Annotated in this window: 13 protein-coding genes and 1 tRNA gene; 7 read left to right on the forward strand and 7 right to left on the reverse strand. The window is 69.7% G+C overall.

Features of this window, described 5'->3' with window-relative positions:
• The 6 genes from infA (at window position 1) to mazG (ending at window position 2859) form a co-directional block, all read left to right on the forward strand.
• Window positions 1-246, forward strand: coding sequence for a translation initiation factor IF-1 (gene infA / locus NS334_RS04300; protein WP_022685627.1), 246 nt, complete (start codon window positions 1-3; stop codon window positions 244-246).
• 34 nt (window positions 247-280) lie between these two features.
• Window positions 281-853: a Maf family protein gene (locus NS334_RS04305; RefSeq protein WP_058754750.1), complete on the forward strand. Its 573-nt coding sequence runs from the start codon at window positions 281-283 to the stop codon at window positions 851-853.
• Window positions 846-1772 (forward strand): ribonuclease E/G, encoded by a 927-nt coding sequence (locus tag NS334_RS04310; RefSeq protein WP_058754751.1) that lies wholly within the window; start codon window positions 846-848, stop codon window positions 1770-1772. The genes NS334_RS04305 and NS334_RS04310 overlap by 8 nt, the downstream gene beginning before the upstream one ends.
• Entirely contained in the window at window positions 1769-1942 is a 174-nt protein-coding gene (locus NS334_RS17585) for a DNA gyrase inhibitor YacG (protein WP_083500247.1), read from the forward strand. The genes NS334_RS04310 and NS334_RS17585 overlap by 4 nt, the downstream gene beginning before the upstream one ends.
• 30 nt (window positions 1943-1972) lie before the next feature.
• Window positions 1973-2048: transfer RNA gene (locus NS334_RS04315), tRNA-Phe, on the forward strand.
• 73 nt (window positions 2049-2121) lie between these two features.
• Window positions 2122-2859, forward strand: a complete 738-nt coding sequence (gene mazG, locus NS334_RS04320; RefSeq protein WP_058754752.1) for a nucleoside triphosphate pyrophosphohydrolase — start codon at window positions 2122-2124, stop codon at window positions 2857-2859.
• 146 nt (window positions 2860-3005) lie between these two features.
• Here the strand turns inward: mazG and hflX are convergent, their stop codons facing one another.
• From hflX to dusB, 7 genes are all read right to left on the reverse strand, one after another.
• Entirely contained in the window at window positions 3006-4301 is a 1296-nt protein-coding gene (gene hflX, locus NS334_RS04325) for a GTPase HflX (RefSeq protein ID WP_058754753.1), read from the reverse strand.
• Between the two features lie 10 nt (window positions 4302-4311).
• Window positions 4312-4977, reverse strand: a complete 666-nt coding sequence (gene hfq / locus NS334_RS04330) for an RNA chaperone Hfq (protein ID WP_342585532.1) — start codon at window positions 4975-4977, stop codon at window positions 4312-4314.
• A 402-nt stretch (window positions 4978-5379) separates the two neighbouring features.
• On the reverse strand, window positions 5380-6750 hold the full coding sequence (locus NS334_RS04335) for a sigma-54-dependent transcriptional regulator (RefSeq protein WP_058754755.1): 1371 nt from the start codon (window positions 6748-6750) through the stop codon (window positions 5380-5382).
• Between the two features lie 4 nt (window positions 6751-6754).
• Entirely contained in the window at window positions 6755-8971 is a 2217-nt protein-coding gene (locus tag NS334_RS04340) for a sensor histidine kinase (RefSeq protein WP_058754756.1), read from the reverse strand.
• A gap of 111 nt (window positions 8972-9082) precedes the next feature.
• A complete protein-coding gene (gene ntrC / locus NS334_RS04345; RefSeq protein ID WP_058754757.1) occupies window positions 9083-10537 on the reverse strand; it encodes a nitrogen regulation protein NR(I) in 1455 nt (484 codons plus the stop codon).
• On the reverse strand, window positions 10534-11595 hold the full coding sequence (locus tag NS334_RS04350; RefSeq protein ID WP_058754758.1) for a two-component system sensor histidine kinase NtrB: 1062 nt from the start codon (window positions 11593-11595) through the stop codon (window positions 10534-10536). Before NS334_RS04350 ends, ntrC begins: the two co-directional genes overlap by 4 nt.
• Window positions 11595-12587, reverse strand: coding sequence for a tRNA dihydrouridine synthase DusB (dusB, locus tag NS334_RS04355; protein ID WP_058754759.1), 993 nt, complete (start codon window positions 12585-12587; stop codon window positions 11595-11597). Before dusB ends, NS334_RS04350 begins: the two co-directional genes overlap by 1 nt.
• A gap of 273 nt (window positions 12588-12860) precedes the next feature.
• On the opposite strand from dusB, the gene NS334_RS04360 reads away from it, so the two are divergent.
• Window positions 12861-13985, forward strand: a complete 1125-nt coding sequence (locus NS334_RS04360; RefSeq protein ID WP_058754760.1) for a bifunctional 2-C-methyl-D-erythritol 4-phosphate cytidylyltransferase/2-C-methyl-D-erythritol 2,4-cyclodiphosphate synthase — start codon at window positions 12861-12863, stop codon at window positions 13983-13985.
• The last annotated feature ends 95 nt before the right edge of the window (window positions 13986-14080 follow it).

Below are 14080 nucleotides of genomic sequence, written 5' to 3' on the forward strand. Positions count from 1 at the left end.
TTGGCGAAAGAAGAACTCCTCGAGATGCGCGGGCAGGTGGTGGAACTGCTGCCCAACGCCATGTTCCGCGTCCGGCTCGAGAACGACCACGAAATCCTTGGCCACACCGCCGGCAAGATGCGCAAGAACCGCATTCGCGTGCTGGTGGGCGACGAAGTGCTGGTCGAACTCACCCCTTACGATCTGACCAAGGGGCGGATCACGTATCGCTTCATGCCGGGTCGCGGCGGCCCCGGGCCGTCCTGAGCGACGGGCGCGCCGTCGCGTGACGGCGCTTTCCATGACCCGCCTCGTCCTCGCCTCCTCCTCGCCGCGTCGCCGCGACCTGCTTGCGCGGATCGGTGCGACGCCTGACCGCATCGAGTCGCCCGACATCGACGAGACGCCGCTGCCGCGCGAGTTGCCGCGCGTCTACGCGCTCCGGCTGGCCGAGCAGAAGGCACGCGCGGTCCCGCGCGGCGACGACGAGGTCGTGCTGGCCGGCGACACGACGATCGCGGTTGGACGCCGGATCCTGCCTCCCGCCACGACCGAAGACATTCAGCGCGAGCTGCTCCGCGCGCTGTCCGGGCGGCGGCACCATGCGCTGTCGGCGGTCTGCACGATCGGCACCGACGGGCGGGCGCGCACCCGGCTCGCCGACACGATCGTCGCCTTCAAACCGCTCTCCACCGCCGAGATCGACGACTATGTCGCGTGCGGCGAAGGATTGGGCAAGGCCGGCGGCTATGCGATCCAGGGGCGCGCCGAGGCGTTCGTCCGCTTCCTTCACGGCAGCCACTCCGGTGTGATCGGTTTGCCGCTGTTCGAGACCCGCGCGCTGCTCGCGGCATCGGGCGTGTCGCTTGGCTGAATGGCTGTACGAAGACGGGATCGGCGAGGCGCGTGCCGCGCTGGTCGCCGACGACGCCATCCTTGCCGCGCGCATCGAACTCCCGGACACGCTGCGCGTCGGCACGGTCGCCCGCGCTCGGCTGACCGAGCGGACGGTCGCCACGCTGGACGACGGACGCGAGGTGCTGCTCGACCGCGCACCGGCCGGCGTGACGCTCGGCGCGACGCTGACGGTCGAGGTGGTGCGTGAGGCGATCCCCGAGCCCGGCCGCGCGAAGCGGGCGCGGGGCCGGGCCAGCGACGCCGCGCCGACCACCGGCCTCGACCTGCTGGCGCGCATTACCGCCTCCCCTCACCCGGTCCGCATCCTGCGCGCTCACGAAGCCGATGCGCTGGAGGCGGCGGGCTGGTCCGAGGTGCTGGAAGAAGCGCGTACCGGCGAGATCGCCTTTCCGGGTGGCGCGCTGCGCCTGTCCCCCACCCCTGCAATGACGCTGTTCGACGTCGACGGCGAGGGTGCGATCGAGCAACTCGCGATTCGCGCCGCGACCGCCGTGGCGTTGGCGATCCGCCGCCATGGCATTGGCGGCTCGATCGGTGTCGACTTTCCGAGCGTGACCGGCAAGGCGCTGCGCCAGGAGGTGGCGGCGGCGCTCGACGCCGCGCTGCCCGCCCCGTTCGAGCGGACGGCGGTCAACGGCTTCGGCTTTCTCCAGATCGTCCGCCCCCGCCCCCGTGCCTCGCTGCCCGAGCGTGTTCGCGACGATCCCGTCGGCGCCGCCGCTCGCGCCGCGCTGCGTTTGATCGAGCGCACCCCGCCGACCGCGCCGAATCGCTTTCGCCTGCCCGATGCCGTGCGCGACCACATCGAATCGCGCGGCGACTGGATCGAGGCGCTGGTGCGTCGCGCCGGCCGCGCCCCCATATTCGACCGATGACCGTACCCCGCTGCCCGATCTGCGCCGCCCCCACCGCGCCCGCCCACACGCCGTTTTGCAGCCGTGGCTGCAAGGATCGCGACCTGCTGCGCTGGCTGGGCGAAGGATATCGCATCCCCGGACCATTCGTCGACACAGAATCGCTGGACAGCCGCTCCGACACCGATTAGGGGACGCGCCTCACCGCTGATCGGCGGTGCGCCCAAGTAGCTCAGTTGGTAGAGCATGCGACTGAAAATCGCAGTGTCGGTGGTTCGATCCCGCCCTTGGGCACCATTTCCCTTTCTTCGTTGATCCCGCTTCGACCTTGGGCCACGGCGTCTTTTCGCGACCGGGGAGTGAGGGACGAATGATCGAACGGCTGATCGATATCATGGCGCGGCTGCGCGGGCCGGACGGGTGCGAATGGGACCGGGCGCAGACGTTCGCGTCCATCGCTCCCTATACGATCGAGGAAGCCTATGAGGTCGCCGATGCGATCGAGCGCGGCGACCTGTCGGAACTGAAGGACGAACTGGGCGATCTGCTGCTGCAAGTCGTGTTCCACAGCCGCATCGCCGAGGAGGCGGGCGCGTTCGCCTTCGACGATGTCGTAACGGCGATCAGCGACAAGATGGAACGCCGCCACCCGCATATCTTCGGCGACACGGCCGAGGGTGGCCATCACCTCTGGGAAGAAGTGAAGGCCGCCGAGCGCGCCGCCAAGGGCGAGAGCAGCACGCTGGACGGCGTGGCGCGGGGGTTGCCGGCGTTGCTGCGGGCGGAAAAGCTGCAGAAGCGCGCCGGGCGGGTCGGATTCGACTGGCCGGACGCCGGCGGGTCGCGGGCCAAGATCGATGAGGAACTGGCGGAGGTCGAGGCGGCCGAGACGCCCGAGCATGTGGCCGAGGAGATCGGCGACCTGCTGTTCGCCGTGGTCAACTGGGCGCGGCATCAGGGGGTCGATCCGGAGGCGGCGCTTCGGGCAGCCAATGCCAAGTTCGAGCGCCGGTTCCGTGGGATGGAGGCGGCGGCCGGGGAGGCGTTCGCCGAACTGCCGCTGGAAGAGAAGGAGGCGTTGTGGGTGGCGGTGAAGGCGGGGGAATAGCCGTCGCCCACACCGTCGCCCCTGAGCAGGCAGGAGCCCGTCGATGTCCAGGGTCGATGAAGTCCCGACACACAGTCCGCTCGTGTGTCCGGTTTCTTCTGCGAGACTAGACAGACATGGGCCCCCGCCTGCGCAGGGGCGACGGGCTACGCTCCCCGGGTCAGGAAGCGTTCGTGGTCGGCGGGGGACATGCGGACCTCGTAGACGATACGATCGTCCTCCACCTCGCTGTCCAGCACCTCGCCATGTGCGTGGAGCCACGCCGCCGCCGCACCATCGGCTGCGTCGAGCGTCAGCGTATATCGGACATGGCCCTGCGTCAGCAGGTCGCCGATGTGGCGGACGAGTGTCTCCACCCCCTCCCCGGTCAACGCCGACAGCGCGACGACATCGGCGCGGCGCTGCGCCTCGACCAGCAGGTCGTCGCGCGCTTCTCCGTCGAGCAGGTCGAGCTTGTTCCACGCCTCGATCACCGGCGTGCCCTCGGCGACGCCGACCTCGGCCAGTACCGCCTCGACATCGGCCTTTTGCGCGGCGCTGTCGGGATGGGCGACATCGCGGACGTGGATCAGCACGTCGGCGGAGACGACCTCCTCCAGCGTCGCCTTGAACGCCGCGACCAGCTGCGTCGGCAGTTCGGAAACGAAGCCCACGGTGTCGGACAGGATCGCCTTGTCGACGCCCGGCAACGACACCTGCCGCAACGTCGGGTCGAGGGTCGCGAACAGCAGATCCTCGGCCATCACGTGCGCGCCGGTCAGCCGGTTGAACAGCGTCGACTTGCCCGCATTGGTATAGCCGACCAGCGCGACGACCGGCCACGGCGCGCGTTGCCGCCGCTCGCGGTGGAGGCCGCGCGTGCGCGTGACCTGATCGAGTTCGCGCCGCAGCCGCGCCATGCGGTCGCGGATCAGGCGGCGATCGGCCTCGATCTGCGTCTCGCCGGGGCCGCCGAGGAAGCCGAAGCCGCCGCGCTGGCGTTCGAGGTGGGTCCAGCTGCGCACCAGCCGCCCCGACTGGTAATCGAGGTGCGCCAGTTCGACCTGCAACCGCCCCTCGGCGGTCGCGGCGCGCTCGCCGAAGATTTCGAGGATCAGGCCCGTGCGGTCGATGACCTTGGCCTCCAGAGCGGTTTCGAGATTGCGCTGCTGGATCGGGGTCAGGCTGCCGTCGACGACGATCAGCGCCGCCTCCTCCATCCGCGCGCGGGTGGCGAGTTCCTCGATCTGGCCCGAGCCGATCAGGGTCGCCGCGCGCGGGGTGCGGACGCGGAGCGCCACGCGATCGACGACGACGACGCCGATCGCCTCCGCCAGCCCCGCCGTCTCCTCCAGCCGTGCATCGGCATCGCGGCTCGATCCGCCGAGGTCAGGATAGACGACGATCGCGCGCGCGCCGCGCGTCACGTCGTCGTCGCGGTCACGCTCGAAACCGGTGCTCACCAAAGCGATCTCAATCCTCTCCGTCGTCGTCGTCTTCGTCGTCGCCCGAGCCGTCGGACAGGTTCAGCGGCCGCGACGGCTGGATCGTCGACACCGCGTGCTTATAGACGAGCTGCGCCATGCCGTCGCGCTGGAGCAGCATGCAGAACAGGTCGAAGCCCGCGATCGCGCCCTGCAGCATCACGCCGTTGACGAGGAACATCGTCACCGGATCCTCGGACTTGCGGACGGCGGACAGGAAGATGTCCTGCAACAGCGGCTGCTTGCGGGTGTTCTCGGTCATCTGCCCGACGATCCCGGCGACGTCGATCGGGCCGGCGGGCATGATCGTCGAGATCGCGTGCTTGTAGATCAGCTGCGACTGACCGTCGCGGCGGAGCAGCACCGAGAAATTGTCGAACCAGGTGACGATGCCCTGAAGCTTGACCCCCTTGACGAGGAACATGGTGACGGGCGTCTTCGACTTGCGCAGCGCGTTGAGGAACAGGTCCTGGAGCGAGGTCTGCTTGTCGGCCATGAGGTGTTCATTCCTTTGTTCTTGGCGGGAGGTTCCCCGCTTGGAGCGCCGTTCGCGGCGTCGGTTCGTCGCCGTTGGGGCAACGTTGGCAAAATAGGGGGCGGGCGGGCGATCGTCCAGATGCGCGGGTGTTGCGGCGCGGAAGTTCACAAAGTTCACACTACGTCCGGGGTGGAAGCGGAGCGATGCGGGAATTGTTTGGTCGGGTGTGGCTTTGTGGGATGGATCGGGCGCGGGTGGGCATTGGCGGCGGGATACATCGGCCGGGGGCGTGTAGGACAGCGGATTCCCCGGCTCCCGTCATTCCGGCCCCCTACGTCATTCCTGCCCCCCCTACGTCATTCCCGCGGAGGCGGGAATCCAGACACGCAGGTCTTCGCAGGGGCCGAGACGTCAGAGGTTCTGGATTCCCGCCTTCGCGGGAATGACGTAGGGCGGCATATATACGCCCCCCCAGCCACGCATGGAGTCCGGTGACGGGCGCTTTGCGACGTGCGCCGCGTGTCGTCAGGTCGGCCTTCCCAACCGGGTCCCGGCCTTCGCCGGGGCGACGGGGGAGGGCTATTCGTCGCGGGTTTCGGTGATGCCGAGCAGCTTGAGTTTGCGGTGGAGCGCGGAGCGCTCCATGCCGATGAAGCTGGCGGTGCGCGAGATGTTGCCGGAGAAGCGGCGGATCTGCACGCGGAGATATTCGCGCTCGAACGTCTCGCGCGCCTCGCGGAGCGGCGCGCCCATGATCGCGCTGGCACCGGTTCCGGCGTCCTGCGTGCCCAGTACCTCGGCCGGAAGCAGGTCGAGGTCGATGCGGCCGATCCGGTCGCCCGGCGCGAGGATGATGGTGCGCTCCACGACGTTGCGCAACTCACGGACATTGCCGGGCCATTCGTAGGATTGGAGGGCGACCAGCGCGTCGGTCGCAATTTCGGGCGGTGGCACGCGGCGCTCGGCGGCGTAATGCGCGACGAAATGCTCGACCAGCGCCGGGATATCCTCGCGGCGTTCGGCGAGCGGCGGGATCGTCACGGGAACGACGTTGAGGCGGTAATAGAGATCCTCGCGGAAGCGGCCCTCGGCGATCTCCATCGCGAGGTCGCGCGCGGTGGCGGAGACGACGCGCACGTCGACCTTCACGACGCGGGTGCCGCCGACGCGGGTGAAGCTCTGGTCGGTCAGCACGCGCAGGATCCGCGCCTGCGTCGCCGACGGCATGTCGGCGATTTCGTCGAGGAACAATGTCCCGCCATGCGCCTGTTCGAGCAGGCCGGTGCGGACGAGATCGCCGCCGTCCTCGACCCCGAACAATTCCTCCTCGATCCGCTCCGGATTCATGCCCGCGGTGCTGGCGATCACGAAATTGGCGTGTGCGCGCTGGCTCCAGCCGTGGAGCAGCCGTGCGGCGACCTCCTTGCCCACCCCCGCCGGACCCATGATGAGCACGCGGCTGCCGGTCGCGGCCACCCGCTTCAGGGTCGCGCGGACGGCGTTGATCGCGGTCGAACTGCCGGTCAGGTCGGTGCCGCGCCCGGTGGCGGCGCGCAAGCTGGCGACCTCGGCGCGCAGCCGCTCGGTCTCGGTCGCGCGCTCGACCATCAGGAGCAGGCGTTCGGCCTGGAACGGCTTCTCGATGAAGTCGGCGGCGCCCTTGCGGATCGCGGCGACGGCGGTGTCGAGCGTGCCGTGGCCGGAGATGACCAGTACCGGGATCGACGGATCGCGGCGCTTGATCTCCTCCAGCAGGTCGAGCCCGTCGAGCCGCGAGCCCTGCAGCCACACGTCAAGCAGGACGAGGCTGGGGCGGCGCGTCGCGATCGCCTCCAGCGCCGCGTCGCTGTCGCCGGCCATGCGCGTGTCATAGCCCTCGTCTTCGAGGACGCCGGCCACGAGTTCGCGGATGTCGCGTTCGTCGTCGACGACGAGGATGTCGATCGCCATGGGTCTAGATCCGGTTTCTGGTCAGGGCGGCGATCGTGCGATCGTCGTCCTGGGAGGGCGAATGGTCATCGCTGGCGAGGGCCGCCAGCGGCGCGGTGTCGAACGAGAGCGTGACGATCGTGCCGCCACCGGGCCGGTCGGCAAAGGTCATCGTGCCGAAATGTTCCTCGACGATTTTCTTCACGATGGCGAGGCCGAGGCCCGTGCCGCGCGCGCGGGTGGTCATGTACGGCTCGACGATCCGGTCGCGTTCCAGCGGAAGGCCGATGCCCGTGTCGGCGACCGCGATCGTCACACGGCCGTCGCTTTCGGACAGCGTCATCGTGATGCTGCCCTCGCTCGCGTCGGCTTCCTCGACCGCCTCGACCGCGTTCTTGACGATATTGGTCAGCGCCTGCCCCAGTTGGCGACGGTCACAGACCAGCGACGGCGCGGGATCGTCATGGTCGAGCGCGAAGCGGATTCCAGGGTGCGCGACCTCGTGCAGGAACATCGTCTGGCGTGCGATATCGACCAGCGATTCCTCGCGGAACACCGGCTTGGGCATCCGCGCGAAGGACGAGAATTCGTCGACCATCCGCCGCAGGTCGCCGACCTGCCGCACGATCGTGTCGGTCAGCCGAGCGAACGTGGTGTCGGCGGGGTCGATCTTGCTGCCGTAGCGGCGCTGGAGCCGTTCGGCGGCGAGCTGGATCGGGGTGAGCGGGTTCTTGATCTCGTGCGCGATGCGGCGCGCGACATCGGCCCAGGCGGCGCGGCGCTGATCGGTGAGCTGCTGGGTGATATCGTCGAAGGTGATGATCGGACCGCTGCCGTCGCGCGCGATGCGGACGGCGAAGGTGCGCATCTCGCCCTGTACCGCGATCTGCACCGTCGCCTCGCGCCCCGGCTGGTCGAGGAGCGCGTCGAGTTCGGGGGCGACATCGTGGAGCGCGCGCCCGACCGGCGGCTCGGCCAGTCCCATCAATTGCTGGGCCGAGCTGTTGATGAGGCGGATCGTGCGATCCTCCGCACCGATCGAGATGACCCCCGCCGACACGCCCGACATCACCGCCTCGATCAGCGCGCGACGATTGTCGAGCGCGCTGTTCTGCGCCACCAGCCGCGCGGTCATGCTGTTGAAGGCGTTGGACAGCGTGCCGATCTCGTCGCGCTCCAGCGTCTCGGGCACGCGCGCGGAGAAGTCGCCGCCCTCGACACGGCGCGCGGCATCGACCAGCTCGCCGACCGGGCGGACGAGGCGATCCGCGACGGTCAGCGCGATCCACACCGCGACCCCGACGATCAGCAACGAGACGATCAGCAACGCCGCGTTGAAGCGCAGTTGCAGTGCCCGCGCGCGCGCGATCAGTTGCCGGTAATCGGCCAGCACCGCCCCGCCGCGATTGATCTGCGCCTCCAGTTGCTGGTCGAAGACGCGCGCGGAATAGAGATAGGTATGCGGCTGATAGTCGAGCGTGGTCAGCGCGCCGACGCGGTCGCGGCTGGGGATCACCACCGCGCGCTCGCCCTTGTCGAGCCGCTGGGTCATGTCCGTCGTCACCACCCGGTCGAGCGGGCGGTCATAGGGATTGACCAGCGCCAGCGTGCGCAGCTCGCCGTCCGCGCCGCGCTGTACCACCAGCGCCTCCGACAGGTTGCGCAGATAGAGCTGGTAGAACAGCCCCTCGGTGAAGCGTTTGCTGTCGATCGCATTGTCGCGCAGATAGCTGGCGAGGTCGCCGGCCATCGTGACCGTCTCGTTGGCGATCCGGTCCTGTTCCTTATTATAGCTTTCCTGCGCGATCGAGGCGGCGTTCTCGAACATGCCGCGCGCGCGGTCCGAATACCAGAATTGCACGCCATACTGGAACAGCAGCGAGGCGAAGATCGTCACCAGCAGCGCCGGCACCGCCGCCACCAGCGAGAAGAGCAGCACCAGCCGGACGTGCAGCCGCCCGCCCGCCCCGACCGGCGAGCGCGCGGCGCGGCTGAGCGCGATGCGGCGGCCGAGCAGCATCATCAGCGCGATGCCGGTGACGAGATTGGCGACGAGCAGGAAAGCGACCAGCGGCGGCGCGAGCAGCCGACCCGGATCGCCCTCGCCCCGCAGCGTGAAGTAGCTGGCGATCGCGACACCGACCGCGGTGGCCAGCACCATCAGTTCGACCGCCGGGGTCACGCCGACCCGCCGCGCGGGCGGCGGCGAAGCAGAAGAGGAGGCCGTCACGCCTGCGTACATCGCACTCCCGGTACAACATCGGTGTTGCACAGAGAACACATATTTCGCCGTGACGTGTCATATGCGGGTCACGATGGCGCGAATCCCGCCTTCCTTGCAAAGCGGCGGAGGTCAGTTGTCGGTGTCGCCCCCGCGCGCGCCCACGTCGATACCCAGAACGTCCAGCCGCTTGCGGAGCGTATTGCGGTTCAGGCCGATCGCGCGTGCGGCGCGGAGCTGGTTGCCGCCATGGCGCGCCAGCATCGCCTCGATCAGCGGACGCTCCACCTCGCCGATGATCCGGGCGTAGAGCGATCCGTCGTCGAGCGCGCGCGGCTCCTGCCGTGCCAGCCGCTCGATCATCGCGCGCACCGCCGCCTCGATGCCCGGATCGGGCGCGGCCTCGGCCGCCGGCGCCGCGCCGATCGTCGCGCCGACCTCCGCCGCGCCGATCCGGTCGTCGCGCGACAGGGCCGCGAGGCGGCGCATGACGTTCTCCAGCTCGCGGACGTTGCCGGGCCAGTCGTGCGCCTCCAGCACCGCGACCGCCGCGGCGTCCAGCGTCTTGCGCGGCAACCCCTCCGCCGCCGCGCGGTCGAGAAAGTGGCGCGCCAGCTCCGCGACATCGCCGCGCCGCTCGCGCAACGCCGGCAGCGAGACGGGGACGACGTTGAGGCGGTAGTAGAGATCCTCCCGGAACTGCCCGGCGGCGACCGCCTGTTGCAGGTCGCGGTTGGTGGCCGCGACGATGCGGACATCGGCGCGGATCGTGCGCGCGCCGCCGACGGTGGTGAATTCGCCCGATTGCAGCACGCGCAACAGCCGCGTCTGCGCCTCGATCGGCATGTCGCCGATCTCGTCGAGGAACAGCGTGCCGCCCGCCGCCTGCTCGAACCGTCCCGCGCTGCGCTGCGCCGCGCCGGTGAAGGCGCCGCGTTCATGTCCGAACAACTCCGCCTCGATCAGGTCGCGCGGGATCGCGGCCATGTTGATCGGTACGAAGGGCGCCGCGCGGCGCGCACCCAGGTCGTGGATCGCGCGCGCGACCAGCTCCTTGCCGGTGCCCGATTCGCCCGACACCAGCACGGTCAGGTCATTGGAGACGACCCGCGCGATCACCCGGTACACGTCCTGCATCGCGGGCGAGCGCCCGATCAGCGGCAGCGACGGATCATGGTCCGCCGCTTCCCCCGCCGCTACGCCGCCGCGCCGGGCCAGCGCCGCCGCGACGGTGCGGGTCAGCGTATCGAGGTCGAAGGGCTTGGGCAGATAGTCGTAGGCGCCGGCCTCGGTCGCGCGGACGGCGGTGGTCAGCGTGTTGCGCGCCGACAGCACGATCACCGGCAGGTCGGGCCGCGCGGACAGCACGGCGCCGGCATGGTCGATCCCGTCGCCGTCGGGCAGCACCACATCGGTCAGCAGCACGTCGGGCGGATGGCTGCGCAGCTCGCGCTCCAGCTCCGACAGGCTGGCGGCGGTCCGCACTTCATGCCCGGCACGGCGCAGCGCATGGGCGACGACGGTGCGGATCGCATCGTCGTCATCGACCAGCAGCACGCGCCCGACCGCGCTCCCCGCGCCGGTCATGCTTTCGCCCGTGGCAGGAGGATGCGGAAGACGGTCTGGTGCGGCATGCCCTCGCGCGAATATTGCACGATCCCGCCCATGTCGCGCACCAGCTTGTCGACCAGCGCGAGACCGAGCCCCTTGCCCTCCGGCCGGCTGGACACGAACGGGTCGAATAGATGGTCGGCGATGTCAGCCGGCGCCCCCGGCCCGGTATCGATCACGCAGATCTCGATCGGCAGCGGCGTGCGCCCGCGCCCCCGGCCCGCCGCGACCGTCACGCCGTGGCGATAGGCGGTGGCCAGCGTGATCGTGCGCTCGCCGCGCTCACCCAGCGCGGCGGCGGCGTTCTTCAGCAGGTTGAGGATCACCTGGAGCAGCGAATCGCTGTTGCCCAGCGCCTGCGGCAGCGACGGATCATAGCGTTCCTCGATCGCGATTCCGCGCGCGAAGCCGGCCAGCGCCACGCCGCGCGCATGCGCCAGCAGCGGATAGATGTTCATCGGCGCAACCTCGCGCGGGCGCGTGTCGGTGAAATCCTCCATATGGTCGATCAGCGCGGCGACGCGATCGACCTCGGCGATCATCAGCCGCGTCAGTTCGTCCGCATCCGCGCCGTCCGCGATCAGCTGCGCCGCGCCACGGATGCTGGACAGCGGGTTCTTGATCTCATGCGCCAGCATCGCCGCCGCGCCGACCGCCGAGCGCGCCGCCGCCGCGCGATCCGCCGACACGCCCAGCCGCCGCGACGCCGCCGCGTTGTGGAGCGTGATCGTCCGCCAGCCGGGATGATCGACCACCGCCGCCTCAATCAGATCGACGCGCAGCTTCACGCCGCGCAGCGTCTGAACATCGGCGTCGAAGATCGCGAAGGCATGGCCGTCCCGCCGCGATCCGGCGTCGGGAAAGGACAGGACCGCGCCGAGCGGCTGGCCCACCATCGCGCGTTCGGACAGGTTGAGCAGCGTCTCGCACTCGGCATTGACGCGCGCGATGCGATCCTCGGCATCGACGACCAGCAAGGCGACCGGCAGCGCGGCGAGCAGCTCCGCCGCGTCGGGGCCGCGCTGCGACAGCATCACGCCGCCTGCCCCAGCCGCTCCGGCGCATAGAAGTCGGCGAGCATCGCCTTCACGCGATCGGCGTCGGGCTCCTGGTTGACGCGGTTGCGGAACTCGGCCGATCCGTTCAGCCCCTTGGTATACCAGCCGATATGTTTGCGCGCCATGTTGACGCCGGTGAAGGTGCCGTAATGCGAGAGCATCGCGTCATAATGTTCGGCGATGAGGTCGTATTGCTCCGCCAGCGTCGGATCGGGCATCCGCTCCCCGGTGCGGAACCAGTGCATCACCTGCGCCAGCAACCACGGGCGCCCATAAGCGCCGCGCCCGATCATGATCCCGTCCGCGCCCGATTGCGCCAGCGCCGCCTCGGCATCCTCGATCGAACAGATGTCGCCATTGGCGATCACCGGGATCGACACCGCGTCCTTGACCGAGCGGATGAAGCGCCAGTTGGCGCTCCCCTTGTACATCTGGTTGCGGGTGCGGCCGTGGACCGTCACCATCTTCACGCCCAGATCCTCGGCGATGCGCGCCAGTTCGGGCGCGTTCAGGCTGTCGTGGCACCAGCCCATCCGCATCTTCAGCGTCACCGGCGCGTCGACCGCCTTCACGATCGCCTCGATCAACTGCGTCGCCAGGTTCAGGTCGCGCATCAGTGCCGACCCGGCGTCGCCGTTCGTCACCTTGCGGACCGGGCAGCCCATGTTGATGTCGATGATCGCCGCGCCCTTGTCGCGCGCCAGCTTCGCCGCCTCCGCCATCTCATAGGGGGTGCAGCCGACGAGCTGCATCGACACCGGCTCTTCGGAAAGGTGCCAGGCGGCCTTCTGGATCGACTGGCGCGTCTCGCGGATCGCGGCCTGGCTGGCGATCATCTCGGTGACGTTCAGCCCCGAGCCGAAGCGGCGGACGAGCGTGCGGAACGGCTGATCGGTCACACCGGTCATCGGCGCGAGCACGACGGGTTCGTCGATGCGGACGTCACCGATCTGAATGGGTCGGAGCATAAGGGGTTTCGGAAGCTGCCTGAAAAATGGGCAGGTAGGCGATGGGGACGATTCGGGCAAGGTTGGGCGGCGGAGGGGCCGGCCGTCATCCCTTATTTCTCGTCACCCCGGCGGAGGCCGGGGTCCAGTGGCGAGCGACTCGTGGAATGCGGAAGCGGCCCCCAACTGGACCCCGGGCTCCGCCGGGGCGACGATCTGGGGGAAGCAATGCCGCCTGCTACCCCGCCCTCCGCGCGGGGTGACGGGCGTCGCGCGAGCGGCTAGGGCGCCCCCATGACCACGGTTGCCCTGATCGTCGCCGCCGGCACCGGCACCCGCAGCGGGAGCGCGCTGCCCAAGCAGTTCGCCCCCCTCGGTGGCCGCGCGATGCTGGCGTGGAGCCATGACGCGCTGTCGCGACACCCCGCGATCGACCGCGTACTGGTCGCGATCGGCGCGGGGCAGGAAGCGTTGTTGCAGGACGCGGTGCCCGGCGCGGAGCATGTGATCGGCGGAGCGGAGCGGCGCGACAGCGTGGCGGCGGGGCTTGCCGCGCTGGTCGGGGCGACACGCGTCCTCGTCCATGATGCCGCGCGCCCGTTTCTGCGCGCGGCGGTGATCGACCGGCTGCTGGCCGCGCTCGACGAAGCGGACGGCGCGATCCCGGTATTGCCGATCGCCGACACGCTGGTCGCGACCGACGGTGCGACGGTGGAGCGCGATGCGTTGCGGCGCGTGCAGACGCCGCAGGCGTTCCGGTACGAGACACTCATGAAGGCGCATGCGGCCTGGACCGGCTCGGCGACCGACGATGCGCAGATGGTCCGCGCACTCGGCATCCCGGTGGCGATGGTGGAAGGCGATACGATGCTCGACAAGATCACGTTCCCGGCGGACTTTGCCGCCGCCGAGGCGCGGCTGGGCGTCGAGACGCGTTCGGCGAGCGGGTTCGACGTCCACCGGCTGGAGGATGGCGAGGAATTGTGGCTGGGCGGCGTGCTGATCCCGCATCATCAGGGGCTGTCGGGGCATAGCGACGCCGATGTCGCGCTCCATGCGATCACCGATGCCGTACTCGGCACGATCGCGGCCGGCGATATCGGCACGCATTTCCCGCCCAGCGACCCGCAATGGCGCGGTGCCGAATCGGGGCAGTTCCTGTCGCATGCCCGCGCGCTGGTCGAGGCGCGCGGCGGGCGGATCACCTTCGTCGACCTGACCCTGATGTGCGAGGCGCCAAAGATCGGGCCGCATCGCGCGGCGATGCAGGCGCGGATCGCGGAACTTCTCGGCCTCTCGACCGATCGGGTCAGCGTGAAGGCGACGACGACCGAGCGACTGGGATTCACGGGCCGTGGCGAAGGGATCGCCGCGCAGGCGGTGGCGACCGTGACGTTGCCGGGGGCGGCGCTGGTATGATGCGGACCAAACGTAACCTTCTTTCCGTCATCCCGGCGAAGGCCGGGATCCACCGTGCCGCAAGCGCCGGTGCCGCTGAAGGTGCGGAAGGGTGG

The sequence above is a fragment of the Sphingomonas endophytica genome (assembly GCF_001476895.1).
Classification (GTDB): Bacteria; Pseudomonadota; Alphaproteobacteria; order Sphingomonadales; family Sphingomonadaceae; genus Sphingomonas; species Sphingomonas endophytica_A.